At 54.8% G+C, this 26,532-nt stretch carries 25 protein-coding genes; 16 read left to right on the forward strand and 9 right to left on the reverse strand.

The window, feature by feature from the left end:
• Positions 1 to 30: 30 nt before the first annotated feature.
• Positions 31 to 243 (reverse strand): hypothetical protein, encoded by a 213-nt coding sequence (locus tag K5Y32_RS20320; protein WP_222185735.1) that lies wholly within the window; start codon positions 241 to 243, stop codon positions 31 to 33.
• On the opposite strand from K5Y32_RS20320, the gene mdtD reads away from it, so the two are divergent.
• Positions 182 to 1,585 (forward strand): multidrug transporter subunit MdtD, encoded by a 1,404-nt coding sequence (gene mdtD / locus K5Y32_RS20325; RefSeq protein WP_222185609.1) that lies wholly within the window; start codon positions 182 to 184, stop codon positions 1,583 to 1,585. The two genes, K5Y32_RS20320 and mdtD, sit on opposite strands and share 62 nt — an antisense overlap.
• Here mdtD and rbsR read toward each other — a convergent pair.
• The 7 genes from rbsR to K5Y32_RS20360 all read right to left on the reverse strand — a co-directional run bounded on the left by rbsR (position 1,582) and on the right by K5Y32_RS20360 (position 7,946).
• Entirely contained in the window at positions 1,582 to 2,574 is a 993-nt protein-coding gene (gene rbsR, locus K5Y32_RS20330; RefSeq protein WP_368734931.1) for a ribose operon transcriptional repressor RbsR, read from the reverse strand. The genes mdtD and rbsR overlap by 4 nt on opposite strands.
• Positions 2,575 to 2,578: 4 nt before the next feature.
• Positions 2,579 to 3,508, reverse strand: coding sequence for a ribokinase (gene rbsK / locus K5Y32_RS20335; RefSeq protein ID WP_222185610.1), 930 nt, complete (start codon positions 3,506 to 3,508; stop codon positions 2,579 to 2,581).
• A gap of 64 nt (positions 3,509 to 3,572) precedes the next feature.
• The gene (rbsB, locus tag K5Y32_RS20340) at positions 3,573 to 4,448 is read right to left on the reverse strand and encodes a ribose ABC transporter substrate-binding protein RbsB (RefSeq protein WP_008106759.1); all 876 of its coding nucleotides are present in this window, start codon (positions 4,446 to 4,448) and stop codon (positions 3,573 to 3,575) included.
• Positions 4,449 to 4,474: 26 nt separating this feature from the next.
• Positions 4,475 to 5,446: a ribose ABC transporter permease gene (gene rbsC, locus K5Y32_RS20345; protein WP_008106756.1), complete on the reverse strand. Its 972-nt coding sequence runs from the start codon at positions 5,444 to 5,446 to the stop codon at positions 4,475 to 4,477.
• On the reverse strand, positions 5,443 to 6,951 hold the full coding sequence (gene rbsA, locus K5Y32_RS20350; RefSeq protein WP_222185611.1) for a ribose ABC transporter ATP-binding protein RbsA: 1,509 nt from the start codon (positions 6,949 to 6,951) through the stop codon (positions 5,443 to 5,445). Before rbsA ends, rbsC begins: the two co-directional genes overlap by 4 nt.
• 7 nt (positions 6,952 to 6,958) lie before the next feature.
• Positions 6,959 to 7,378 carry a D-ribose pyranase gene (rbsD, locus tag K5Y32_RS20355; protein WP_008106751.1) on the reverse strand — a complete coding sequence of 140 codons (420 nt, stop codon included), beginning with the start codon at positions 7,376 to 7,378 and terminating at the stop codon, positions 6,959 to 6,961.
• Between the two features lie 172 nt (positions 7,379 to 7,550).
• On the reverse strand, positions 7,551 to 7,946 hold the full coding sequence (locus K5Y32_RS20360) for a YgiW/YdeI family stress tolerance OB fold protein (protein ID WP_176973313.1): 396 nt from the start codon (positions 7,944 to 7,946) through the stop codon (positions 7,551 to 7,553).
• Between the two features lie 180 nt (positions 7,947 to 8,126).
• Between K5Y32_RS20360 and qseB the strand changes: the two genes are divergently transcribed.
• Positions 8,127 to 8,789, forward strand: coding sequence for a quorum sensing response regulator transcription factor QseB (gene qseB, locus K5Y32_RS20365; RefSeq protein WP_222185612.1), 663 nt, complete (start codon positions 8,127 to 8,129; stop codon positions 8,787 to 8,789).
• Positions 8,786 to 10,117, forward strand: coding sequence for a quorum sensing histidine kinase QseC (qseC, locus tag K5Y32_RS20370; RefSeq protein ID WP_222185613.1), 1,332 nt, complete (start codon positions 8,786 to 8,788; stop codon positions 10,115 to 10,117). The genes qseB and qseC overlap by 4 nt, the downstream gene beginning before the upstream one ends.
• 11 nt (positions 10,118 to 10,128) lie before the next feature.
• On the opposite strand, the gene kup is transcribed toward qseC, so the two are convergent.
• A complete protein-coding gene (gene kup, locus K5Y32_RS20375; protein ID WP_101763918.1) occupies positions 10,129 to 11,997 on the reverse strand; it encodes a low affinity potassium transporter Kup in 1,869 nt (622 codons plus the stop codon).
• 297 nt (positions 11,998 to 12,294) lie between these two features.
• Between kup and ravA the strand changes: the two genes are divergently transcribed.
• The 13 genes from ravA to atpA all read left to right on the forward strand — a co-directional run bounded on the left by ravA (position 12,295) and on the right by atpA (position 26,494).
• Positions 12,295 to 13,791 carry an ATPase RavA gene (gene ravA, locus K5Y32_RS20380; protein ID WP_101763937.1) on the forward strand — a complete coding sequence of 499 codons (1,497 nt, stop codon included), beginning with the start codon at positions 12,295 to 12,297 and terminating at the stop codon, positions 13,789 to 13,791.
• The gene (gene viaA / locus K5Y32_RS20385) at positions 13,788 to 15,248 is read left to right on the forward strand and encodes an ATPase RavA stimulator ViaA (RefSeq protein WP_222185614.1); all 1,461 of its coding nucleotides are present in this window, start codon (positions 13,788 to 13,790) and stop codon (positions 15,246 to 15,248) included. Before ravA ends, viaA begins: the two co-directional genes overlap by 4 nt.
• A gap of 67 nt (positions 15,249 to 15,315) precedes the next feature.
• Positions 15,316 to 17,442, forward strand: coding sequence for a 5-histidylcysteine sulfoxide synthase (ovoA, locus tag K5Y32_RS20390; RefSeq protein ID WP_222185615.1), 2,127 nt, complete (start codon positions 15,316 to 15,318; stop codon positions 17,440 to 17,442).
• Positions 17,443 to 17,548: 106 nt separating this feature from the next.
• Entirely contained in the window at positions 17,549 to 18,010 is a 462-nt protein-coding gene (gene asnC / locus K5Y32_RS20395) for a transcriptional regulator AsnC (RefSeq protein WP_008106733.1), read from the forward strand.
• A 154-nt stretch (positions 18,011 to 18,164) separates the two neighbouring features.
• Positions 18,165 to 18,605, forward strand: coding sequence for an FMN-binding protein MioC (gene mioC / locus K5Y32_RS20400; RefSeq protein WP_222185616.1), 441 nt, complete (start codon positions 18,165 to 18,167; stop codon positions 18,603 to 18,605).
• 442 nt (positions 18,606 to 19,047) lie between these two features.
• Positions 19,048 to 20,937 (forward strand): tRNA uridine-5-carboxymethylaminomethyl(34) synthesis enzyme MnmG, encoded by a 1,890-nt coding sequence (gene mnmG, locus K5Y32_RS20405; RefSeq protein WP_192236794.1) that lies wholly within the window; start codon positions 19,048 to 19,050, stop codon positions 20,935 to 20,937.
• Positions 20,938 to 20,984: 47 nt separating this feature from the next.
• Entirely contained in the window at positions 20,985 to 21,602 is a 618-nt protein-coding gene (gene rsmG / locus K5Y32_RS20410) for a 16S rRNA (guanine(527)-N(7))-methyltransferase RsmG (protein ID WP_110868235.1), read from the forward strand.
• Between the two features lie 713 nt (positions 21,603 to 22,315).
• Positions 22,316 to 22,696 carry a F0F1 ATP synthase subunit I gene (gene atpI / locus K5Y32_RS20415; protein ID WP_222185617.1) on the forward strand — a complete coding sequence of 127 codons (381 nt, stop codon included), beginning with the start codon at positions 22,316 to 22,318 and terminating at the stop codon, positions 22,694 to 22,696.
• A gap of 8 nt (positions 22,697 to 22,704) precedes the next feature.
• Positions 22,705 to 23,523, forward strand: coding sequence for a F0F1 ATP synthase subunit A (gene atpB / locus K5Y32_RS20420; RefSeq protein WP_007893608.1), 819 nt, complete (start codon positions 22,705 to 22,707; stop codon positions 23,521 to 23,523).
• A 49-nt stretch (positions 23,524 to 23,572) separates the two neighbouring features.
• Positions 23,573 to 23,812, forward strand: coding sequence for a F0F1 ATP synthase subunit C (gene atpE, locus K5Y32_RS20425; RefSeq protein WP_003849523.1), 240 nt, complete (start codon positions 23,573 to 23,575; stop codon positions 23,810 to 23,812).
• 107 nt (positions 23,813 to 23,919) lie between these two features.
• Positions 23,920 to 24,390: a F0F1 ATP synthase subunit B gene (gene atpF / locus K5Y32_RS20430; protein WP_007893603.1), complete on the forward strand. Its 471-nt coding sequence runs from the start codon at positions 23,920 to 23,922 to the stop codon at positions 24,388 to 24,390.
• Between the two features lie 14 nt (positions 24,391 to 24,404).
• On the forward strand, positions 24,405 to 24,938 hold the full coding sequence (atpH, locus tag K5Y32_RS20435; RefSeq protein WP_222185618.1) for a F0F1 ATP synthase subunit delta: 534 nt from the start codon (positions 24,405 to 24,407) through the stop codon (positions 24,936 to 24,938).
• A gap of 14 nt (positions 24,939 to 24,952) precedes the next feature.
• Complete coding sequence (atpA, locus tag K5Y32_RS20440) at positions 24,953 to 26,494, forward strand: F0F1 ATP synthase subunit alpha (protein WP_008106721.1); 1,542 nt, start codon at positions 24,953 to 24,955, stop codon at positions 26,492 to 26,494.
• Positions 26,495 to 26,532: the final 38 nt, after the last annotated feature.

Genomic DNA, 26,532 nt, shown 5'->3' on the forward strand with positions numbered 1-26,532 from the left:
GACTGAGCGCCTCTTTTTTAAACGAACGCGTTAAAAACGGACATTTCCCAGCGAAGAATCAGTCAAAATCGCCGCTTCATCGGCATAAATCAGCGCCATCACCTTAAACACCAATGCTATTCTCTTTAACCAAACGTAATTTCTTTGTCGCAGGCTGACAATTATTCGAGAAGGACTTTCAATGATTCGCTCCGCGCGCAGCATGGCCGGCTTGCCCTGGATCGCCGCCATGGCGTTTTTCATGCAAGCACTTGATGCCACCATCCTGAATACTGCGCTTCCTGCTATCGCCACCAGCCTTGAACGTTCCCCTCTTGCCATGCAATCCGCCATCATCAGTTACACGCTAACGGTAGCGATGCTGATTCCGGTGAGTGGCTGGTTAGCCGATCGCTACGGCACACGCAAAATCTTCATTCTTGCGGTATCGCTATTTACGCTGGGTTCGCTGGCCTGCGCCTTATCCGGCTCGCTGAGCATGTTGGTGGTCTCGCGCGTGGTGCAGGGGATTGGCGGGGCGATGATGATGCCCGTCGCGCGCCTGGCGCTGTTACGCGCTTATCCACGCAGTGAACTGCTGCCGGTGCTGAACTTCGTTACCATGCCGGGTTTAGTGGGTCCGATTCTGGGCCCCATGCTGGGCGGATTGTTAGTGACCTACGCCAGCTGGCACTGGATATTCCTCCTCAACATTCCCATCGGTATCGCCGGCATCTTCTACGCACGCAAATATATGCCGGACTTCACTACCCCAAAACGCCGCTTCGACTTTTCAGGCTTCCTGCTGTTTGGTTTGGGTCTGGTGCTGATCTCGGTCGGTATCGAGTTGTTTGGCGAGCGCGTGGTGTTGCCGTGGCAAGCGTTGTTGGTGCTGTTTAGCGGCATTGCGTTACTTCTTCTCTATATAGTGCACGCGCGTCGCCATCCGGCACCGCTGATTAATCTGCCAATGTTTAAAACCCGCACCTTCTCGGTCGGCATCATTGGCAACATAGCTTCGCGCCTGGGAACCGGTTGCATTCCGTTCCTGATGCCGCTGATGTTGCAGGTGGGCTTTGGTTATCCCGCACTGATTGCCGGTTGCATGATGGGTCCAACGGCGATTGGCGCGCTGCTGGCGAAATCCACGGTGACGCAAGTGCTACGCCGCTTTGGTTATCGCCATACGCTGGTAGGTATCACCATTATTATTGGCATATTGATCGCCACCTTCTCACTGCAATCGCCGGGTGGCAGCGTGGTGATGTTGCTGGCGGCACTGTTGATTCTGGGGATGGCGATGTCAACGCAGTTCACCGCGATGAACACCATCACGCTGGCAGATTTAAATGATGAGAACGCCAGCGGCGGGAACAGTGTGCTAGCGGTAACGCAGCAGCTGTCGATCAGCTTTGGCGTGGCGGTGAGTGCCGCAGTGCTGCGTTTCTATCAGGATGTCGAGGCCACAACCGTCGCGCAATTCCACGCCACCTTCCTGACGATGGGCGTCGTCACGGTGTTGTCTGCCTTTACCTTTATGATGTTACGTCCGAGCGATGGGCGTAATCTGATCGCCAACCGCGAGAAAAAGAAGAAAGCGACTTAGACCGAACCGCGCTCCACCAGCTCCGGCGTCAGCACCAGCGTTTGCTGACTGGCGTCGGGATCGCCCATACGATGAATCAAGGTATCAATCGCCAGTTCACCTAACTCATCTTTCGGCTGATGGATGGTACTAAGCGGCGGAGTCAGGTAACGCGCCAGCTCAATGTTGTCATAGCCCATCACCGCAATATCCTGCGGCACGCGCAATCCGGCCTGGAACAAGGCGTGATAGACGCCAACCGCCATCGCATCGTTGCTGGTAAATATCGCTTCTGGCAGCGTATCCAGCGTCAGCAGTTGATTCATGGCGTTGAAGCCGCCCTGAAACTCGAAATCACCATCAACCACAAAACCCGGCAGAACCGATAATCCGCTGTTGGCCATCGCTTTATGGAAACCTTCAAGACGCAAACGCGCGGGGGTTTTATCCTGCGGCCCGGCAATACAGGCAATGCGCGTGTAGCCACGATCAATCAGATGCTGGGTTGCCAGTTCGCCGCCGAGCAGCGCGTTGTCCTGAATAATGTCGCCGCGTCCTTCAAATGGCGCCCAGTCCATCATCACCATCGGTACCGAGGGATAACGATTGAGGATCTCCGCCGACGGCAGATGGGTTTCGGTGCACATCATCAGTAAACCATCGACGCGCTTTTGCATCAGCGTTTCGAGGCTGCGATTCATACGCTCTTCATCGCCTTCGGTATTACACAGAATCAGGCTGTAGCCGCGCTCGTAGCAGCTGTTTTCTACGCCGCGCACCACTTCGGAATAGAATGGGTTACTGCTGGCGGTCAGCAGCATGCCGATGGTGCGGGTTTGTTTGATCTTCAGGCTGCGTGCCAGCGCGGACGGCGCATAGTTCAGCTCACGAATTGCCTGTTCCACCTTTTCACGCACCTGCTCGCTGACAAAGCGATTGTTATTGATGACGTGTGAAACGGTGGAGGTAGAGACGCCCGCCAGGCGGGCGACATCTTTCATGGTAGCCAAGCGCTTAGCCCTGTTGTTGCAGGAAGGCGTCAATCTCAGTGCGCCACGGCACTGAGGGCTGCGCGCCCGGACGCGTCACTGCAATCGCAGCGGCGGCATGGGCGAAACGTACAGCATCATGCATCGCCACACCTTCCAGACGTGCGGTAATAAATGCCCCGTTGAAGGTATCGCCCGCTGCGATAGTATCGATGGCCTGCACGCTGAAGCCCGGAATGCGCACGCCATTGCCTTGCTCACTCAGCCACACACCGCGACGGCCCAGCGTAATTAACACGGTAGCAATACCTTTCGCATGCAATGCCGCAGCAGCACGCGCGGCATCTTCATCGCTCTTTACCGCAATGCCGGTGAGAATTTCAGCTTCGGTTTCATTTGGCGTGATGATGTCGATAAGCGCGAGCAGCTCATCAGAGAGCGCAGTGGCCGGCGCGGGATTCAGGATCAATTGCGTCTGCTGCGCGCGCGCAATCTTTGCGGCGGCCAGAACGCTTTCCAGCGGAGATTCCAGCTGCATCAGCAACGCATCGGCATCGGCAATCACCTGCTGATGCTGCGCAACGCGAGCCGGCGTCAGCGCGGCATTGGCACCGGAATAGATGCCGATATTATTTTCGCCTTCGCCATTCACGAAGATCATCGCTACACCGGTCGATTCATCTGCGACGGTTTCAACCGGTGCGGTATCAATGCGGTCTTGCTGCAACTGCTGACGAATACGCTCGCCAATATCATCAGCGCCTACGCAGGCAATAAAAGCAATGTCTGCACCGGCACGGCCCGCAGCCACCGCCTGATTGGCCCCTTTGCCGCCAAAAGCAATTTGATACTGTTTCCCGATCACCGTTTCGCCCGGACGTGGAAAATGGGCGAGGTTAAGGATGTGATCGGCATTGATGCTGCCGAGAACGGCCAGTTTTGCGCTTGTGGTCATTGGGATTCATCCAGAAAGATGCGCCACCAGGACGGTGGCGCGTTGCCCTGCTTTTCTTTACTTATTATTTGGTCACCAGCTTCAGGTCAACCGGATTAACCGCCTGCACCTTCTCACCTTTCAATACTTTATCGGCAGTCTGCACGCCAATCACACCAATCTTGTCTGGCATCTGAGCCACAGTGGCGGTCAGTTTACCCGATTCAACGGCTTTCACACCGTCAGCGGTGCCGTCAAAACCCACCACCAGCACGTCGGTTTTACCCGCGGTTTGCAGCGCACGCAGCGCGCCCAGCGCCATTTCATCGTTCTGAGCGAAGACGGCCTGCACATCCGGATGTCCCTGCAGCAGGTTCTGCATGACGTTCAGACCTTTAGTACGGTCGAAGTCCGCAGGCTGGCTCGCCAGGATGTTGAATTTGTGGGCATCGGCTGCCTGTTTGAAGCCTTCGCCGCGCTCACGCGCCGCAGAGGTACCGGCAATGCCTTGCAGCTCAATAATTTTCGCGCCATCGCCCAGTTTTTTGGCGATGAAGTCACCCGCCATTTTGCCGCCGAAGCGGTTGTCAGAAGCTACGTGGCTCACCACGGTGCCTTGTGCTGCTACGCGGTCCAGCGTGATCACCGGAATATTTGCCTGGTTCGCCATCTTCACGGCGTTACCCACCGCATCAGAATCAGTTGGGTTGATCAGCAGCAGCTTGGTGCCGCGCACCGTCAGATCCTGCACGTTCGCCAGCTCTTTCGCCGGGTTGTTCTGCGAATCCAGCACCACGAGGTTATAACCCAGTTGGTCAGCTTCTTTCTGTGCGCCATCTTTCAGTGACACAAAGAACGGATTATTCAGCGTAGATACCACCAGAGCAATGGTGTCCTTTGCCATCGCGCCAGCACTGAGGGTGGCGCCAAGAATGACGGCCAATGCAGTTAACTTTTTCATTTTTAAATCCTGTGTGAAGGTCAGAGTTATTTACTGCTTTTGTTATCCACCAGCACCGCTAGCAGAATGACGACGGCTTTAACAATCATTTGGTAGTAAGACGATACGCCCATCAGATTCAGGCCGTTATTCAGGAAACCGAGGATCAACGCACCAATCAGCGTGCCCATGATGCGACCTTTACCGCCCGCCAGGCTGGTACCGCCCAGCACCACCGCAGCAATCGCATCCAGTTCATAACCGGTGCCCGCTGTAGGTTGTGCGGAAGAGAGACGCGCCACTTCGATGGTGCCCGCCAATGCCGCCAGCAGGCCGCACAGCGAATAGACGATGATTTTAACGCGATTAACGTTGATGCCCGACAAACGCGTGGCCGCTTCGTTGCCACCCAGCGCATAGATGTAACGACCAAGGCGCGTGTGATGCAGCATGTACCACGCCAGCCCGAACACCGCGACCATCAGCCACACCGGCGTTGGAATGCCCAACGGGCGACCGATACCGAACCAGCCGAACAGATCGGCGTTATCGTTAAAACCGGTATTGATTGGGCTGCCGTTGGTGTAAACCATGGTGACGCCGCGCAGCAGCAACATCATCACCAGCGTGGCGATGAAAGCCTGCACCTTGCCGCGCGCTACAATCACGCCAGTAATACCGCCAATCGCCGCCCCCAGCGCCAGCGAAGCCGCAACGGCCACCAGCGCATTCACTTCTAATCCGACAATCGATGCCGCCACCGCGCCGGTGAGCGCCAGCAGCGATCCCACCGACAGATCAATGCCCGAGGTCAGAATCACCAGCGTCATGCCGACCGCCATGATGGCGTTGACCGACGTCTGCTGCAGAATGTTGAACATGTTGGCCAGCGTGAAGAAGTTCGGGCTCTGGCTGGCAACCACGGCGATCAGCACGATCAATGCAATCAGTGATTTCTGCTCCAGCAGCCAGGCTTTGCTGAACCAACGACGGCTGGCGGGTAAGGTTTGGGTGCTCATACAACTAACTCCTCGCTGTGTTGCTTACCGACTGCCGCCGCCATCAGGGATTCCTGGGTAGCTTGCTCACGGGAAAATTCGCCACTCAGATGGCCTTCATGCATCACCACGATGCGGTCGCTCATGCCCAGCACTTCGGGCATTTCCGACGACACCAAAATGATGCTCAGCCCTTCGGCTTTAAACTGGTTAATTAACTGATAAATTTCTTTTTTTGCCCCGACATCGACGCCGCGTGTCGGCTCATCAAGAATCAGCACATCAGGGCGCGTCATCAGGCCACGCGCAATCGCCACTTTTTGCTGATTACCGCCGGACAGCAGGCCAATCGGCTGCTCCATTGACGGGGTTTTAACGTTGAACAGGCGGATAAAATCGCCCACCGCCAGCTGCTCGTCGCTGTGACGCAGGTTGCCCGCGCCGGTGCTGAAATAGCGCAGCGCGGTCAATGACATGTTCTCTTTCACCGACATGCCGAGCACCAGGCCATCGCGCTTGCGGTCTTCCGAGATATACACGATGCCGTTGGCGAGGCCATCCTGCGGAGAGCGCGTCACGATCTCGCGGCCGTTCAGCGTCACTTTGCCTTTGCTGCGCGGCATTGCGCCGTACAGCACTTTCATCAGTTCGGTACGTCCCGCGCCCATCAGGCCCGACACGCCAAGGATTTCCCCTTTGCGCAGCGTAAAGCTGACGTTATCAACGCCCGGACCGCTGAGGTTTTCGACTTTTAAGCGGATCTCACCCGGCTGTTGATCGATACGCGGATATTGATCTTCCAATTTGCGGCCGACCATCATCTCGATCAGGCTCTCTTCGCTGAGATCGCATACCGCGCGTTCGGCAATAAACTGCCCATCGCGGAACACGGTGACGTCATCGCAAATCTCGAAGATCTCTTTCATGCGGTGCGAGATATAGACAATGCCGCAACCCTGCGCTTTCAGTTCATTAATGACGCGGAACAGCGACAGCGTTTCGGTATCGGTCAGCGCATCGGTCGGTTCATCCATAATGATGACTTTCGACTCGAAGCTGAGCACTTTGGCGATCTCGACCATCTGCTGATCGCCAATCGATAAATCGCCCACCAGCTTGTGGCTGTTGAAACGCAGATTGAGGCGCTTTAATAGCGCATCCGCCTCGGCATACATCTTTTTCCATTCGATGCGGCCAAAGCGGTTAACACATTCGCGGCCAAGGAAGATATTCTCGGCGACGGTCAGTTGCGGAATCAGGTTCAGTTCCTGATGGATAATGCCAATGCCGGCTTCCTGCGACGCTTTCGGGCCAGAGAACGCCACATCCTTACCGAGCCACTGCAGGGAACCGGCATCCATGCTGTAAATGCCGGTCAGCACTTTCATCATGGTGGATTTGCCCGCGCCGTTTTCCCCCACCAGCGCCATAACGCGTCCCGGATAAACGGCGAGCGATGCGCCATTCAGCGCCTTCACGCCAGGAAACGACTTTTCAATCCCTTTGAGTTGCAATAACGGTTGCATAGCGGCCTCAGAAGGTCACGCCGGCGCTCAGGATGACATTCGCATACGGAGAACACTCTCCGCTGCGAATGACCGCCTGACTACGCTGCGTTTGCTGTTTGAATTGTTCATGGCTGGTGTAACGGATGGTGATGACATTCCCCTGGTGCTGTTGCAAGGCTTCGAGCACGGCGAGCAGTGCGCTGTGGAGCTGCGGATTGTGCTGCTTAATCTCCTCCGCCATCAGGGCGCTTTCGACCTGCATCTCCTGCGTGACAACCTCAACTACCTGTAGAAATTCGGGCGTACCCGGCGTTAACGCCAGATCGATGCGCTGTGGACCGGCCGGAATCGGCAAGCCTGCATCTGCAATCGTCAGCGTATCGGTGTGCCCCAGGCGAGCAATCACATGTGAGACTTCAGCGTTTAACAAGCGACCTTTTTTCATTTATTCCACTCCACAGCGAAACGTTTCGCTGATCGGGAGTGTATAAAATGCGCACGGCAACTCAATGACAGCATCACGGAAATGTGATCGCCATCGAAACGTTTCGCTTGTGCCAGAGAGAATTTGAGTTTGGTGGGATTTTGGAGCCGCTGCTGCGGCCCCGAAGATGGGATTACGGCAGTTTACGTACCTGTTTCACGTCCAGTTCGATGGAGTTGAAATCTTTATCCAGTTCGCCGGTCAGTTCTACCTGATCCTTCGGCGTGATGGTCAAACCGTTCCAGCGTTTATGATCGATTTCAACTTTCATGGTGCCGGTGGCATCACGGAACTGATAATCCTCATCACCGATTTGCTTCTCAAGCGTACCGCGCACGGTAATCCAGCTATCGTCCTTCATCTCTTCGGCCTGTTTCACCGTGACAACGCTGGTGTTATCGGCTTTGAACCCACCGGACTTCACCTGCGCGGATGGCGCATTGGGATCAACAAAGCCACCTTGCTGAGCGGCAAGAACCGGCGTGGCGGCCAGGGCGACAATCGCTAACAGAGCTGCAGACTTTTTCATAATTCACCTCTTTTCCATGAATGTGTCGGTTTACGGGAGCTATTTCACCATAAGGTTCTTAACAGGATCTTAAGAGAATCCGTTTGGCTAACATTCATGAAAAATAGTCTATTTGACGGGATTTTCGCTGTACAAGAGCAATTGTGCTTCGTATAACTCCGCTTAACAGAAGGAGAGTTAATGCGTATTTTACTGATTGAAGATGACACGCTGATTGGCGACGGTTTGAAAGTCGGGTTGACCAAACTCGGTTTCAGCGTGGATTGGTTTGTCTCCGGCGAAGCCGGATTTCAGGCGTTGACCACCGCGCCCTGGGACGCGGTGGTGCTGGATCTGTCGCTGCCCGAACGCGATGGTCTGGATATCCTGCGTCAGTGGCGCCAACAAGGGCACGATGTGCCGGTGCTGATTCTCACCGCGCGCGATGCGCTCGATCAGCGCGTCCAGGGATTACAACTCGGCGCCGACGATTACCTGTGTAAGCCGTTTGCGTTAACTGAAGTGGCGGCACGCTTGCAGGCGTTGATCCGTCGCCGTCATGGGCAACTGCAGCCGGAACTTAAACACGGCAACGTGGTAATGGCGCCCGGCAGCCACAGCGTGCTGTGCGATGGCGAAGCCGTTAGCCTGAAAAGCCGCGAACTGGCGCTGCTGGAACTGTTTCTGCTTAATCCTGGCCGCGTGCTGACGCGCAGTCAGCTGGAGGAGAAGCTCTACAGCTGGGATGAAGATGTCTCCAGCAATGCGGTGGAAGTGCACATTCATCATCTGCGCAAGAAACTCGGCAGCCAGTTTATTCGTACCGTACACGGCGTCGGTTATACGCTGGGAGCGGCGGAATGAGTCTGTTTCTGCGCCTCGCCATCGGCTTTGTGCTGCTGATTATAGTGTGCGGCGGCCTGGCCGGCCTCAGCGCCTGGCATCAAACCCGCGATACGGTGAACGAGCTGTTTGATACTCAGCAAATGCTGTTCGCCAAACGGCTGATAGCGCTTGATCCCACCTCACTGCAGGACGTGACGTTGCCGAAAACCAAAGCGATCCTGCGCCATCATCGCGGCGATCAGGATGATGATGCGCTGGCATTTGCCATTTTCAGCGCGGCAGGCCAACCATTGTTGAACGACGGCGAAAACGGCCGCGATCTGCAATTCGATCATCAGCGCGATGGCTTTGTTGATGGACGACTGCGCGGCGATAAAGACAGCTGGCGCCTGGTGTGGCTCGCCTCCGAGGATAAGCGCTATCGCGTGGTGGTCGGGCAAGAATGGGAATACCGCGAAGATATGACGCGCGATCTGGCGCTCAGCAGCCTGCTGCCGTGGCTGATTGCCATGCCCTTTATGTTGCTGCTGCTGCTGGCGCTGGTGTGGTTCGAGCTGCGCCCGTTGAAACGCCTCACGCTTTCCCTGCATCAGCGTGCGCCGGATGATGCCACGCCATTGCCGGACACGCGCTTGCCTAAAGAGGTGAAGCCGCTGGTGGTGGCGCTAAACGGCTTGTTCAGTCGTATGGCGCATCTGGTGCAGCGCGAACGTCGTTTTACCTCCGATGCCGCCCATGAACTGCGCAGCCCGCTGGCGGCGCTGCGCGTGCAGAGTGAAGTGATACAGTTGGCTGATGATGATGAGGCGATGCGCAAACGCGCCATTCAGCAACTGGATAGCGGCATCGTGCGCGCCACGCGTCTGGTGGATCAGCTCTTAACGCTGTCACGCGTGGAAGCCGACGATCTGCGCAGCGAGTTTCAACCGGTGGCGCTGGCGCCGCTGCTGCAAAACCTGCTGGCGGAGCACTTCCCGCAGGCAGAACAACAAAACACCGCTTTGCAGTTCACCAGCCATGCCGAACCGGTGATGAACGGTCATCCGCTGTTGCTGGGGTTGATGGTGCGCAATCTGCTGGATAACGCGCTGCGCTATTCGCCGTCGGGCAGCACTGTTGATGTGCAGCTCAATGCCCGCGCCATTACCGTTGATGATAACGGACCAGGCGTCAGCGATGAGCAGTTGATAAGGTTGGGTGAACGCTTCTGGCGACCGCCGGGACAGGCACAAACCGGCAGCGGATTAGGGCTTTCCATCGTGAAGAACATTGCCCAGCTGCACGGCATCCGCTTGCAGTTCAGCCAGCGCGCCAGCGGAGGATTGCGCGTCACCTTAAGTTGGTGACGCGCACAGCGTTAAATCTCGACCTGGGTTCCCAGCTCGATCACGCGGTTCGGTGGGATTTCAAACTGATCGGGCGCGCGCAGCGCATTGCGTTGCAGCGCGAGGAACAGCTTGCCGCGCAGGCGCAGATACCACGGACGATCGCCGATAATCAGCGATTCATGCGACATAAAGAAGGAGGTTTCCATCATGCGGCAGTTCAGTCCTTCAAGACCGCAGCGGTGGAAAATCTCTTCGACGTTTGGCGTTTCGCGCCAGCCGTAACTCGCCACCACGCGCCAGAAGGTCGGCGACAACTGTTCGATGGTCACGCGACGGACGTTGTGCACGTAAGGCGCATCTTCGGTACGCAGCGTCAGCAGCACCACGCGCTCGTGCAACACTTTGTTGTGCTTGAGGTTATGCAGCATGGCAAACGGAATCACATTCAGCGCACGCGACATATACACCGCGGTGCCCGGCACGCGTACCGGCGGCGATTTCTCCAGCGACGCAATCATCGCTTCCAGTGAATTGCCGTGCTCATGCATACGACGCAGCAGACGGAAACGCTCGCTTTTCCAGGTGGTCATGATGATGAACATCATCAGCGCCAGCGTCAGCGGCAGCCAACCACCGGAGAACACCTTGATCAGGTTGGCGGAGAACAGCGACACGTCGATGATCAGCATGGCAATCAGAATCAGCACCACCAGATAGCGGTTCCAGTGCCAGTTTTGAATCGCCACGGTAGAACAGAGAATGGCGGTCAGCACCATGGTGCCGGTGACCGCGATGCCATAAGCCGCCGCCAGATTGCTGGAGTGTTCGAAGCCGACAATCACAATCACCACCGAGAAGTAGAGCAGCCAGTTAATCACCGGAATGTAGATCTGCCCGGACTCCTCTTCTGAGGTGTGCACAATGCGCATCGGCGGCAAATAGCCGAGACGCACCGCCTGACGCGTTAATGAGAACACGCCGGAAATCACCGCTTGCGAGGCGATCACTGTGGCTAACGTGGCGAGAATCAACATCGGGATCAGCATCCAATCCGGCGCAAGCAGGAAGAACGGGTTTTTGATCGCTTCAGGATGTTTGAGCAGCAGCGCGCCCTGACCAAAGTAGTTGAGCACCAGTGAAGGCAGCACCACGATAAACCAGGCGAGACGAATCGGGAATTTACCGAAGTGGCCCATATCGGCATACAGCGCTTCCACGCCGGTAATCGCCAGCACCACCGCGCCCAGCGCGAAGAAAGAGACACTTTTGTATTGAATAAAGAAGTGCAGAGCCCAGTAAGGATTCATGGCGTGTAGCACGTCAGGATTATTAATGATGCTACGCGCGCCCAATACGGCGAGGATGATAAACCACAGCAGCATCACCGGCGCGAACAGCTTACCGACAATGCCGGTGCCGTGCTTCTGGATGACAAACAGCAAGGTCAGCACCGCAATCGCCAACGGCACGATGTAGGTATCGAGGCTCGGCGCGGCAATTTCCAGACCTTCTATCGCCGATAGCACCGACACCGCCGGCGTGATCACCACTTCCCCGTAGAAGAAGCTGCCGCCGATCAGGCCCATGATCACCAATATCGCGGTGGCTCTGGCGCCGGTGTTTCGTCCGGCCAGTGACATCAGCGTTAAAATCCCGCCTTCACCGGCGTTATCTGCACGCATCACGTAGCTGATGTACTTCAGCGACACCACCAGAATCAGCAGCCAGAAAATCAGCGACAGGAAGCCAAAAACCGCTTCGCGCTCCACGCCAAATCCAAACTGACCAGAGAGGCATTCACGCAATGTATAGAGTGGGCTGGTACCGATATCGCCATACACCACGCCAATTGCCGCCAGCGTGACTGCCCCAAGGGACTGTTTCTTATCCGAGCTCATAAGTTGTCTTTTGTTGGAGCCGGAGGCGCTTGCCTTCCGCTCAAGCCATCAAAAAGCGCACAGTATGCACATATTCCCAAAAAAACCTACTCTTACAAAGTGTCACCATCGCGTCGGTGACGCGGTTTTTCGCCGAAAATAGCGCCAAAAAACCGTTGGAAGCGGCGAGTTTTCTCGCATCAACCTTCTGAAACAAAAAAGCTGACGGCTATCAACGCAATCGCGCATGATAATCAGTAGAGTATTGCGCTCGCCAGACTATGACGGCACCAGGATCAAAAGGATAATGATGTGATTATGGCTCAACCCCATCTTTTGGCAGAAAGAATTTCTCGCCTGAGCAACGCCCTGGAAAAAGGGCTGTATGAACGCCATCATGCGATCCGCCTCTGTTTGCTGGCTGCCTTAAGTGGCGAAAGCGTGTTTCTGCTCGGGCCGCCGGGCATCGCCAAAAGTCTGATTGCCCGCCGATTGAAATATGCCTTCCAGCACGCCCGCGCATTTGAATACCTGATGACCCGTTTTTCCACCCCCGAAGAGGTGTTTGGCCCGCTGTCGATTCAGGCATTGAAAGATGAAGGGCGTTATCAGCGTCTGACCAAAGGTTATCTGCCGGATGCCGAAATTGTCTTCCTCGACGAAATCTGGAAAGCCGGCCCGGCGATTCTTAATACCTTGTTGACCGCCATCAACGAACGCCGCTTCCGCAATGGCGACAGCGAAGAAAAAATCCCAATGCGCCTGCTGGTTACCGCTTCCAATGAATTGCCGGAAGCCGATAGTGGCCTGGAAGCGCTGTATGACCGCATGTTGATTCGCCTGTGGCTGGATAACGTGCATGAGAAGCAGAACTTCCGCAGCATGCTCACCCACCAGCAGGATGAAAACGACAATCCGGTGGCGGAATCGTTGCGCATCAGCGACGAAGAGTATGAGCAGTGGCAGAAAGGCATCAGCCAGGTCAGTTTGCCGGATCATGTGTTTGAACTGATTTATCAGCTTCGTCAGCAGTTAGAAACGCTGCCGGACGCGCCGTACATTTCCGATCGTCGCTGGAAGAAAGCCATTCACCTGTTGCAGGCTAGCGCCTTTTACAGCGGCCGCGTGGCCATCGCGCCCATCGATTTAGTGCTGCTGAAAGATTGCCTGTGGCATGACGTGGCGTCGATGAAAATGCTGGATCGCGAAATCGATACGCTGATGTCGCAACACGCGTGGCAGCAACAGGCGCTGCTACACAAGCTGCAGCAGATCAAAAGCCGCCGGCTGGCGCTGCAACAGCAGCAAAGCGTGGCGCAAGCGCTGACGCTGGAGAAACACAGCGGCATGTTCAGCCGCAAACCGCACTACGAATTACCCGCCGCCATCACCGATGATCAACTGACGCTAATGCTGCAACAACCGTTGATGCTGCACGACATGCAGGTGACGCACATTCTGATTGGCCGCGAAGCGCTGGATCAGTGGCTGCTGAAGGGCGGTGAAATCCGTGGCAAGCTGAACGGCATCGGCTTTGGTCAGACGCTGGATATGCTGGTGGATACCCATCACTGTTTGACGCTGCGCGATGTCAGCCTGCAATCCACGCGTCTGACGCTGCCGGGCGCCAGCAGCAGCAGCGAGATGCCGCAGGAGATCGCTGATGAATATGACGCGCTGGAAACCCAGCTGCGCGCGCAGCGCACGCTGTTCAGCCAGCATCAGCGCTGTCTGTTCATTAGCGATGACTGGCTGGCTCGCATCGAAACCAGCCTGCAGGATGTCGCGGAACAGCTGAAACAGGCGAGAAAATGATCTCACTGGAGACGCTGAGTGCGCTGTTGTCGATTGGCGAAACCGAGTTAATCGAAGAGCTGATTATCGCGCTGCTCGCCTCGCCACAGCTGGCGCTGTTCTTTGAGAAGTTTCCCCGCCTGAAACAAGCCATGATGCGCGATCTGCCGCGCTGGCGATCGGAGATCGCCGAGCAGATCAAGGTCACGCCGGTGCCAGAAGTGCTGGCGCAGGAGTTTCAGCTGTTTCAGCAGATGCAGCTGCTCAGCACGCAACATTTCACCCAGCAGTTACCCAACATCATGACGCAGTTGAAAAGCCTGCCGTCACCGTTCATCGAAGAAGCCAGCAAACTGCTGCTCAATGCCGAAAGCGACCAGCTCAGCAACGCGCAACACACCTTGTTCCTGCAACGCTGGCGTCTCAGCCTGACGCTGCAAACGCTGACGCTGAATGAAACCATTCTGGAAGAGCAGCGCGAACGCCTGATGGCCGAGCTGCAGCAGCGCATGGCGATCAGCGGTCAGCTGGCGCCGATTCTTACCGATGATGATGAAGCCGCAGCCGGACGCCTGTGGGATTTGAGCAAAGCGCCGCTGCAGCACGACGATTACGAACTGATCGTGCAGTACGGTGATTTCCTCGCCCAGCAGCCGGAGCTGATGAAGCTGGCGCAGCAGCTGGGTCGCAGCCGCGAGGCCAGATCGGTGCCGTCGCAGGATGCGCCGCTGGAAGCGTTTCACCAGCTGGTGCGCGAACCGGATAACGTACCGGAAGAAGTCAGCGGCATTCATCAAAGCGATGATGTGCTGCGTCTGTTGCCACCTGAGCTGGCGGCATTGAGCATAAGCGAGTTAGAGCTGGAGTTTTATCGGCGTTTAGTCGAGAAACGCTTGCTGACTTATCGTCTGCAGGGCGATGCGTGGCACGAAAAAATCACCATGAGTCCGGTCAGCCACCAGCAGCATGAAGAGCAACCGCGCGGCCCGTTCATCGTCTGCGTTGATACGTCAGGTTCGATGGGCGGTTTCAACGAACGATGCGCCAAAGCCTTTTGCCTGGCGCTGCTGAAAGTGGCGCTGGCGGATAAGCGCCGCTGCTACATCATGCTGTTCGCTCATGAAGTGATCGGTTATGAACTCACCGCCGATAACGGCATTGAGCAGGCGATCCGTTTCCTCAGCCAGCGTTTTCGCGGCGGTACCGATCTCGCTGCCTGCCTTGCGGCGGTGGTGAAACGCATGGAAGGCAGCACGTGGCAGGAAGCGGATGCGGTGATCGTTTCGGATTTTATTGCCCAGCGTTTGCCGGACGACATCGTCAGCACCATTAAGCAGCGTCAGCGCCAACATCAACAGCGCTTCCACGCGGTAGCAATGTCGCTGCATGGCAAACCCGGCATTCTGCGCATCTTCGATCACATCTGGCGCTTCGATACCGGCCTGAAAAGCCGTCTGCTGCGCCGCTGGCAGCGCTAATTCATCTGGCGGAAATGCTAATTTGCTATATTGATAAGTTCGAGCATTTAGCAAACTGGAGCACCTTGTGACGACCGCCCAACTTCCCGCACCGACCCGCACGCTGAAACTTTCCGGCCAACACTCCGAACAAAAACGGGCCGAGCTGCTGGCGTACTTCACCCAAACCTGGGAACTGTATGAAAGCTTGTTTGATTGCCTGGCGGACGAGCGCGCCTGGTTTAACAAAGCCATTTCGCTGCGCCATCCGCTGATCTTCTATTTTGGTCACACCGCAACCTTCTACATTAATAAGCTGATGGCGGGCCGCTACCTCGATCAACGCATTGACGATCGTATTGAGGCGATGATGGCGATCGGCGTGGATGAGATGAGTTGGGACGATCTCAACGACAGCCATTACGACTGGCCGACCATCGCAGAAGTGCGCGACTATCGTGGCAAAGTGAAAAGCCTGGTGAGTGAGTTTATTCGCACCATGCCGCTGGAACTGCCGATCGACTGGGACAGCCCGGCGTGGGTGGTTTTGATGGGCATCGAACACGAACGTATTCATCTGGAAACCTCCAGCGTGCTGATGCGCCAGTTGCCGATTGAATGGGTTAAGCCGCAGCCGCACTGGCCAGTTTGCCCGCAGGCGCGTCACGATCGTCAATCGGTACCGGAAAATTCTCTGATCGCGATGCCCGGCGGCCGTGTGCAGCAGGGCAAAACCGACGACACTTATGGCTGGGATAACGAATACGGTAGCCAGCAAACCGAACTGAAGCCGTTTAAGGCCAGTAAAATGCTGGTCAGCAATGCCGAGTTTTATCGTTTTATTGCGGCGGACGGTTATAACGATCGCCGCTGGTGGGATGACGAAGGTTGGGGCTGGCGTGAATTTTCCGGTGCGCAGATGCCGACATTCTGGGTCGGTGACGAAAAGCTGCCCGATCAGCTAAAACTGCGCGTGCTGGCCGAAGAGGTGGCGATGCCGTGGGATTGGCCGGCGGAAGTGAATCAACTGGAAGCCGCCGCGTTTTGTCGCTGGCTGGCGGAAGAAACCGGTAAATCTGTTCAGCTTCCCTGCGAAGCCGAATGGGCGCAGCTGCGTGAGCAAGTTGGCGGCGATCAGCCGGACTGGACTGAAGCGCCGGGCAACATCAATCTGGCATATTGGGCTTCCTCCAGCCCGGTCGATCGCTTCGCACAAGGTGAGTTTTACGACATCGTCGGCAACGTCTGGCAGTGGACCACGACGCCAACCAACGGTTTCGAAGGCTTTAAGGTGCATCCGCTCTACGACGATTTCTCCACACCAACCTTTGATGGCAAACATGCGCTGATCAAAGGTGGCAGCTGGATTTCCACCGGCAATGAAGCGCTGAAATCTGCGCGCTACGCTTTCCGTCGTCACTTCTTCCAGCACGCCGGTTTCCGCTATGTCGTTTCTTCCCATGAAGAGAGCATGACGCTCAATCCTTATGAAACCGACAGCATGGTGTCGCAGTATCTCGATTTCCAGTACGGACCGAGCTACTACAACGTACCCAACTACGCGGCTGCGCTGGTGGAAAAACTGCTGCCGCACTGTACTGCGCGGGGTCAGGCGCTGGATATCGGCTGTGCCACCGGGCGGGCCAGCTTTGAACTGGCGCGACACTTCGAGGCAGTAACGGGCATGGATTACTCGGCGCGCTTTATTGATGTTGCGCTGCAGCTGACCTCCGGTGAGGATTTCCGCTATGTGGTGCCCGAAGAGGGCGATCTGGTGGAGTATCGTCAGGTGCGGCTGAAAGAGTTTGGTCTGGAAGCTGAGCAAGCGCAGCGTATTCAGTTTGTGCAGGGCGATGCCTGTAACCTGAAGCCGCAGCCGGACCGTTACGATCTGGTGCTGGCCTCCAACCTGATTGATCGTCTGCGTCAGCCGAAGCGCTTCCTGCAGGACATTACCCCGATGATCCGCGCCGGCGGTCTGCTGGTGCTGTCATCGCCGTACACCTGGCTGGAAGATTTCACGCCGAAAGAGAACTGGCTGGGCGGTGTTCGCGAAAATGGCGAAGCGCTGACGACCTATCAGGCGCTGCAGCGTCTGTTGCGTGATGCGTTTGACGAAGTGGCACCGCCGCAGGATGTACCCTTTGTGATCCGCGAAACGGCGCGCAAATTCCAGCACACGCAGGCGCAAGTGACCTTCTGGCGTAAGCGCTAAAAAGCAGGCAGACAACGGCATGGCTGTTGTCTGCACCTTGCCTGCACCGCTAATTTGCTGCACATTCTCCTCTATTCATAGAAGAAGAACTCAACGAGGATGGACAATGGCGGAACACCTTCAGCTGGATAACCTGGATCGCGGCATTCTGAATGCGCTGCTACAGAATGCGCGTACCGCCTATGCCGAGCTCGCCAAGCAGTTCAACGTCAGCCCCGGCACCATTCATGTGCGGGTGGAGAAGATGCGTCAGGCGGGCATTATTTTGGGCACGCGCGTGGAGATCGATCCGCGTCAGCTCGGCTTCGATGTGTGCTGCTTTATCGGCATTATCCTTAAAAGCGCGCGCGATTATCCGGCGGCTCTGAGCAAACTCGATGCGCTGGATGAAGTGGTGGAAGCCTGGTATACCACCGGCCACTACAGCATCTTTATCAAAGTGATGTGCCGATCAATCGATGCCTTGCAACAGGTGTTGATCAACAAGATCCAGACCATCGACGAAATTCAGTCCACCGAAACCCTGATCTCCCTGCAAAACCCGATCATGCGCACCATTAAGCCGTAACCCCTCTCTAATCTGTGCACAAACTTATCCCCGGCAGATCGCGCGTATGGCGCGACTTGCCGCCTGATGCTTTCTACTATTAACCCTGTTTTCCACAGGTGGATCACGGCTTGATCACAGCGTACAATGCTCGCCTTTAGTGCGGGAGAGCATCATGGCCGATATTACGTTAATCAGTGGAAGTACCCTTGGCAGCGCCGAATATGTTGCTGAACATCTGGAAGAAAAACTGCAGGAAGCGGGCTTCTCAACCGAGGTGCTGCATGGCCCAGAGCTGGATGAGCTGCAACCGGAAGGGATTTGGCTGATCGTTACCTCCACGCACGGTGCCGGTGAACTGCCTGATAATTTGCTTCCTTTATATGAAGCATTGCAGGAAACAAAACCGGACCTCTCTGGCTTACGTTATGGCGCAGTCGGCATTGGTAATCATGAATACGATCTTTTCTGCGGCGCGATCAAACTGCTGGAAGAGCAATTGAGCCAGTTGGGCGCCAAACGCATTGGCGATCGCCTGGAGATCGACGTGCTGGAGCATGAGATCCCGGAAGACGCGGCCGAAGTGTGGGTCGACACATGGAAAACGCAAATTTAAAACGATCTTCAGTGGCTGGGGATCGGGAAAATAGAATGATCCCCAGTTGATTGCGCTGTTTTTTTACCTTAAACCCGCGATCGACTGTGGATAACATGGCCTGTTTCATGCGTATAACCAGTAGTTATCCAAAGAACAACGGTTGTTTCTTTTTTAGGCTGTGTATAAGTAGCCATTTTGATCCCAGCTTATACGGATCAGGATCACCGATCATTCACAGCTAGTGATCCTCGCTAATTTGCTGTTTAGCCTGCGTTTTTGGGGGTTATCAACAGCCTGGTGCGATCCTAATAGTAGATCTAACAGAGAGATCATATAAAAGACTTAAGATCCTTTCTTTTAAACCTCAGGATCCCGCGACTTTCGCCGCCGACATTATTTCAGTAGAATCCACCGCCCAGGGCAACGATCCCTGTCCGAAACACTAACGAGGACCCACTTCATGTTTTATCCAGATCCTTTTGACGTCATCGTAATCGGTGGTGGTCATGCGGGCACAGAGGCCGCGATGGCCGCAGCCCGAATGGGTCAGCAAACCCTGTTACTCACCCATAACATTGATACGCTTGGACAAATGTCCTGTAACCCGGCGATCGGTGGCATCGGGAAAGGACATCTGGTGAAGGAAGTGGATGCCTTAGGCGGTTTGATGGCCACGGCAATTGACCAGGCAGGCATCCAGTTTAGGATACTAAACGCGAGTAAAGGCCCCGCTGTTCGCGCCACACGTGCTCAGGCTGACCGTGTACTGTATCGCCAGGCGGTACGCACCGCATTAGAGAACCAGCCAAACCTGATGATCTTCCAGCAGGCGGTTGACGATCTGATTGTGGAAAACGATCGTGTCGTCGGTGCTGTGACGCAAATGGGCCTGAAGTTCCGCGCCAAAACCGTGGTGCTGACCGTCGGGACCTTCCTCGATGGCAAAATCCACATCGGGCTGGATAACTACAGCGGTGGCCGTGCAGGCGATCCGCCATCAATCCCATTGGCAAAACGCCTGCGTGCACTGCCGCTGCGCGTAAACCGTCTGAAAACCGGTACGCCGCCACGTATCGACGCACGCTCGATTGATTTTTCGGTGCTGACACCGCAGCACGGTGATAATCCGATGCCGGTGTTCTCGTTCATGGGCAAGGTTTCACAGCATCCACAACAAGTGCCGTGCTGGATCACCTACACCAATGAACAGACGCATGACGTGATCCGCAATAACCTCGATCGCAGCCCGATGTATGCCGGGATCATCGAAGGTATTGGTCCACGTTACTGCCCGTCGATCGAAGACAAAGTGATGCGCTTTGCCGATCGTAATGCGCACCAGATTTTCCTGGAGCCGGAAGGCCTGACCAGCAACGAGATCTATCCGAATGGTATCTCCACCAGCCTGCCGTTTGACGTACAGATGCAGATCGTACGTTCGATGAAAGGACTGGAAAACGCGAAGATCATCCGTCCGGGTTATGCCATTGAGTATGATTTCTTCGATCCACGCGATCTCAAGCCGACGCTGGAAAGCAAATTTATCCACGGCCTGTTCTTTGCCGGCCAGATCAACGGCACCACTGGCTACGAAGAAGCGGCAGCGCAAGGTTTGCTGGCCGGCCTCAACGCAGCACGCGCTTCCGCCGATAAAGAGGGCTGGGCGCCACGTCGCGATCAGGCTTACCTTGGTGTGCTGGTTGACGATCTCTGCACTTTGGGCACGAAAGAGCCGTACCGCATGTTTACATCGCGCGCGGAGTACCGCTTGATGCTGCGCGAAGATAACGCCGATCTGCGTTTGACCGAAGCGGGTCGCGAACTCGGTCTGGTTGATGATGCTCGCTGGGCGCGCTACAACCAGAAACTGGAGGCGATTGAGCAGGAGCGTCAACGTCTGCGCGATCTGTGGGTGCATCCGAAATCGGATAACGTGGCAGAAGTGAACGCTGTGATCAGCGCGCCGCTTACCAAAGAAGCCAGCGGTGAAGATCTGCTGCGTCGTCCAGAGATGACCTATCCACTGCTGACGTCACTCGCCAGCTACGGTCCGGCACTGTCAGATGAGCAAGCTGCTGAGCAGGTGGAGATTCAGGTGAAATACGAAGGGTACATTGCGCGTCAGCAGGAAGAGATTGATCGCCAGCTGCGCAATGAAAACACCTTGTTGCCTGTCGAGCTCGACTATCGTCAGGTAAATGGCTTGTCGAATGAAGTGATCGCCAAACTCAACGATCACAAACCAACCTCCATCGGCCAGGCTTCTCGTATTTCAGGCATCACGCCTGCGGCCATCTCAATTCTGCTGATTTACCTGAAAAAACAGGGCCTGCTGCGTAAAAGCGCCTGATCGACTTTGGGGCGAGGCAACTCGCCCCCGTTAATGGAATTCTCGTTGTGATCAACAAACTCTCCTCGCTGCTAAAAGCGGCAAACATTTCCCTTACCGATCAACAAAAACAGCAGTTGGTTGGCTATGTTGAGTTGTTACATAAGTGGAATAAGGCCTATAACCTGACATCAGTGCGCGACCCGCAGCAGATGCTGGTACGCCATATTCTCGACAGCGTGGTGGTTGAGCCACATTTGCAGGGCGAACGCTTTATTGATGTCGGCACCGGTCCGGGCTTACCAGGCATTCCGCTGGCCATTGTGCGCCCGCAATCGCATTTCACCTTGCTGGATAGCCTCGGCAAACGCGTGCGATTCCTGCGTCAGGTACAACATGAGTTAGGACTTACTAACGTCACGCCGGTGCAGAGCCGCGTTGAAGAGTACCCGTCTGAGCCGCCATTCGACGGTGTTATCAGTCGTGCATTTGCTTCACTCGAGGATATGCTGACCTGGTGTCATCATCTGCCGGGTCCTGAAGGTCGCTTTTATGCCCTGAAAGGTGTGCGTCCGGATGATGAGATTGCTGCATTACCCGCTGGCTTTACGGTGGAAAAAATTCAACCTCTGCAGGTACCCGAGCTGGATGGTGAACGTCATCTGGTGGTGATTACCCGCCAATAGCCTTTTAAACGGTATGGATTTAAGCTGCTTCATGCCGTTTGTCTTAGTTATTGCCCTGAACGAAAAAGCAGCGATTGAACACTTTTAGGTAAAAGCTTTTATTTCGCAGGGCAGGGCGCGCGAGTTAACATCCCCGGCGGAAATTATCCGAAAATCTCTGTTACATTTAACGAATAATTCACATTCCATTATCACAGAGATCACTTTTTTGGGTGTATTTACCCAACCAAATAATCACTGGTGAAAATATAACTTTGCAATAAATTGGCGTACGTAATATCAGTTTTGCGTTTTTATTGCAGCGCATGATGTCAATAGAGTGTTTTTCTCGAAAATCGAAGTGCGACAGTTAAATAAAAAATCTAAATCTCTGATTTATTAGTGTTTTAGTCGATTTTGAAATTCTATAAATCTTGTCTGAAACAAATTCAGTCAGGCATTCCTTGTTTATTATGTGATCTAAAGCACGCTTTAAAAGCAAGTCGGTCGGGCATTTTCAGACTTAAAGTCAGACATTGCCTGAAGACGATGTTTTGAAAAATAGCCCTTCAGAAAGAAATTTAAATAATTGTTCACCTTTTCGCTACTTACCGATTGAAATCGCAGGTGGCGCCCGTATAATTTGCACGGCTTTTGCTGCTTGACTCAAATGAGTAAAGGCAGTCTTATACGACACGCGACATACCCCGTTCGGGGCAGGAGAGTTCAGCGTCATGTCAGTGTCTCTTTACAGTGTGAAATTAGCCCGGGCCGTGCTGATCATTCAGCTGGTGACCTTTGTCACCATCGGTGCGCTCTTTACCCTGAAAGAGGTTACCTGGGGCGCCTCCGCCATCGCGGGTGGCGTGGCAGCCTGGCTGCCGAACGTGTTGTTTATGTTTTTGGCCTGGCGCCTGCAGGATCAAACGCCTGCGAAAGGACGTGTTGCCTGGAGCTTCGCCCTCGGTGAAGTGTTGAAGGTGTTCACAACCGTCATTTTCCTCGCGGTGGCGTTGGGTGTGTTTGGAGCGGTCTTCTGGCCACTCGCAATCACGTGGTTATCGGTGCTGGTGGTGCAGATCGTCGCTCCGGCTGTAATTAACAACAAAGGGTAAGAGGCATCATGGCTGCTGGAGAAATCTCTACTCCGCAAGAATACATAGGTCACCACCTGAATAACCTTCAGTTGGACCTGCGTACTTTCGAGTTGGTGAATCCGCACGACGCTCCCGCGACGTTCTGGGTATTAAATATCGATTCCATGTTTTTCTCTGTGGTGCTGGGACTGATTTTCCTGGTGTTGTTCCGCAAAGTGGCGAAAAGCGCTACCAGCGGTGTTCCAGGGAAATTACAAGCGGCTATCGAACTGGTTGTCGGCTTCGTTGATAACAACGTGCGCGACATGTACCACGGTAAAAGCAAACTTATCGCCCCGCTGGCTCTGACGATTTTCGTCTGGGTCTTCCTGATGAACTTCATGGATCTGCTGCCTATCGATTTGCTGCCGTTTATCGGCGAGCACTATTTAGGCCTGCCGGCGCTGCGCGTCGTGCCGTCTGCAGACGTGAACATCACGCTGTCTATGGCGCTGGGCGTATTTATTTTGATTCTGTTCTACAGCATCAAAATGAAAGGCATTGGCGGCTTCACCAAAGAGTTGACGCTGCAGCCTTTTAATCACCCGATCTTCATCCCCATTAACCTGATTCTTGAAGGTGTTAGCCTGCTGTCCAAGCCTGTTTCACTGGGTCTGCGACTGTTCGGCAACATGTATGCGGGTGAGTTGATCTTTATCCTGATTGCCGGCTTGCTGCCGTGGTGGTCGCAGTGGTTGTTGAATGTGCCTTGGGCCATTTTCCACATCCTGATCATTTCGCTGCAGGCTTTCATTTTCATGGTCCTCACGATCGTCTATCTGTCGATGGCATCTGAAGAACATTGATTTTTATCTCAACACTTAAGCTTTTAACTGAAACAAACTGGAGACTGTCATGGAAAACCTGAATATGGATCTGCTGTACATGGCTGCCGCTGTGATGATGGGCCTGGCGGCAATCGGTGCTGCGATCGGTATCGGCATCCTCGGAGGTAAATTCCTGGAAGGCGCCGCGCGTCAACCGGATCTGATCCCTCTGCTGCGTACGCAGTTCTTTGTTGTAATGGGTCTGGTGGATGCAATCCCGATGATCGCTGTAGGTCTGGGTCTCTACGTGATGTTTGCTGTCGCTTAAACCTGGTAGCCTTGTTCACTCATGGCACCTGGTGTGATGAGGGACGGATTCTGCCGTTTATCTCTGATAGCGGCAGAGCAAGTTAACTTAATAAGAGGCATTGTGCTGTGAACATTAATGCAACAATCCTCGGCCAGGCCATCGCGTTCATTCTGTTTGTCGCGTTCTGCATGAAGTACGTATGGCCGCCGATTATGGCTGCCATCGAAAAGCGCCAGAAAGAAATTGCTGAAGGCCTTGCTTCTGCTGAGCGCGCGAAGAAAGATTTAGATCTCGCGCAGGCCAATGCGACCGACCAGCTGAAAAAAGCGAAAGAAGACGCTCAGGTCATTATCGAGCAGGCGAACAAACGCCGCGCCCAGATTCTGGACGAAGCGAAAACCGAAGCTGAGACTGAACGTAACCGCATCGTGGCGCAGGCGCAGGCAGAAATTGATGCCGAGCGTTCGCGTGCCCGTGAAGAGCTGCGTAAGCAAGTCGCGTTGCTGGCATTAGCTGGCGCCGAGAAAATCATCGAACGTTCCGTGGATGAAGCTGCTAACAGCGACATCGTTGATAAACTGGTCGCTGAACTGTAAGGAGGGAGGGGCTGATGTCTGATCTGATTACTGTAGCTCGCCCCTACGCCAAAGCAGCTTTTGACTTTGCTGTTGAGCATCAAAGCATCGATCGCTGGCAATCAATGCTGGCGTTTGCCGCAGAAGTGGCTCGCAACGAACAGATCGCAGATCTTCTTTCCGGTGCGCTCGCACCGGAAGCTTTGTCTGCTTCTTTCATTGCAGTTTGTGGCGATCAACTTGATGAAAACGCCCAGAACCTGATTAAGGTAATGGCCGAAAACGGACGTTTGACAGCGCTTCCAGCAGTACTGGCTCAATACATTCAACTGCGTGACGCTTATGAAGCGACAGCCGAAGTTGATGTGATTTCTGCCAGCTCGCTGAGTGACAGTCAGCTGACTAAAATCAGCGCCGCGATGGAAAAACGTCTGTCACGTAAAGTTAAGCTGAATTGCAAAATTGATAAGTCTGTAATGGCAGGTGTGGTTATCCGTGCGGGTGACCTGGTCATTGATGGCAGCGTACGCGGCCGTCTTGATCGTCTGGCAGACGTCTTGCAGTCTTAAGGGGACTGGAGCATATGCAACTGAATTCCACCGAAATCAGCGAACTGATCAAGCAGCGCATTGCTCAGTTCAATGTCGTGAGTGAAGCTCACAACGAAGGTACTATTGTTTCTGTAAGTGACGGTATCATCCGCGTACACGGCCTGGCCGATGTCATGCAGGGTGAGATGATTGCCCTGCCGGGCAACCGTTACGCTATCGCACTGAACCTCGAGCGTGACTCGGTTGGTGCAGTAGTGATGGGCCCGTATGCTGACCTCGCGGAAGGCATGAAAGTTAAATGTACGGGTCGTATTTTAGAAGTTCCAGTTGGCCGTGGCCTGCTGGGCCGTGTGGTGAACACCCTGGGTGCACCGATCGACGGTAAAGGCGCAATTGAAAACGACGGCTTCTCGCCTGTTGAAGTGATTGCACCGGGCGTTATCGACCGTCAGTCAGTAGACCAGCCTGTTCAGACCGGTTACAAATCTGTCGATGCGATGATTCCAATCGGCCGTGGCCAGCGTGAGCTGATCATCGGTGACCGTCAGACCGGTAAAACTGCAATGGCAATCGACGCCATCATCAACCAGCGCGATTCAGGCATCAAGTGTGTCTACGTTGCGATTGGCCAGAAAGCGTCAACCATTTCTAACGTAGTTCGCAAACTGGAAGAGCACGGCGCGCTGGCTAACACCATCGTGGTTGTCGCTTCTGCTTCTGAATCTGCAGCACTGCAGTACCTGTCACCTTACGCCGGTTGTGCGATGGGTGAGTACTTCCGTGACCGCGGTGAAGATGCACTGATCGTGTACGATGACCTGTCTAAGCAGGCTGTTGCTTACCGTCAGATTTCTCTGCTGCTGCGCCGTCCACCAGGTCGTGAAGCATTCCCTGGCGACGTGTTCTATCTCCACTCTCGTCTGCTGGAGCGTGCATCACGCGTTAGCGCTGACTACGTTGAGCGCTTCACCAACGGTGAAGTGAAAGGCCAGACCGGTTCTCTGACCGCACTGCCAATCATCGAAACTCAGGCGGGTGACGTTTCTGCGTTCGTTCCGACCAACGTAATCTCCATTACTGATGGTCAGATCTTCCTGGAATCTAACCTGTTCAACTCCGGTATTCGTCCAGCCGTTAACCCGGGTATTTCGGTATCCCGTGTTGGTGGTGCTGCACAGACTAAGATCATCAAGAAACTGTCCGGTGGTATTCGTACCGCGCTGGCACAGTATCGTGAACTGGCTGCGTTCTCTCAGTTCGCTTCCGATCTGGACGATGCAACGCGTAAACAGCTGAGCCACGGTCAGAAAGTGACCGAGCTGCTGAAACAGAAACAGTATGCGCCGATGTCAGTCGCGCAACAGGGTCTGGTGCTGTTTGCTGCTGAGCGCGGCTATCTGAACGATGTTGAACTGGCGAAAGTCGGCAGCTTCGAAGCCGCTCTGCTGGCGTTCGCGGATCGCGATCACGCTGAGCTGATGGCTGAAATCAACCAAGCGGGTAACTTCAATAACGAAATCGAAGAGAAGCTGAAAGGCCTCCTCGAAACGTTTAAAGCAACCCAGTCCTGGTAATGTCTGGCGGCTTGTCTGAAAAGGCAGGCCGCAAGGCT

Source organism: Pantoea sp. DY-15, assembly GCF_019795935.1.
GTDB lineage: Bacteria > Pseudomonadota > Gammaproteobacteria > Enterobacterales > Enterobacteriaceae > Pantoea > Pantoea leporis.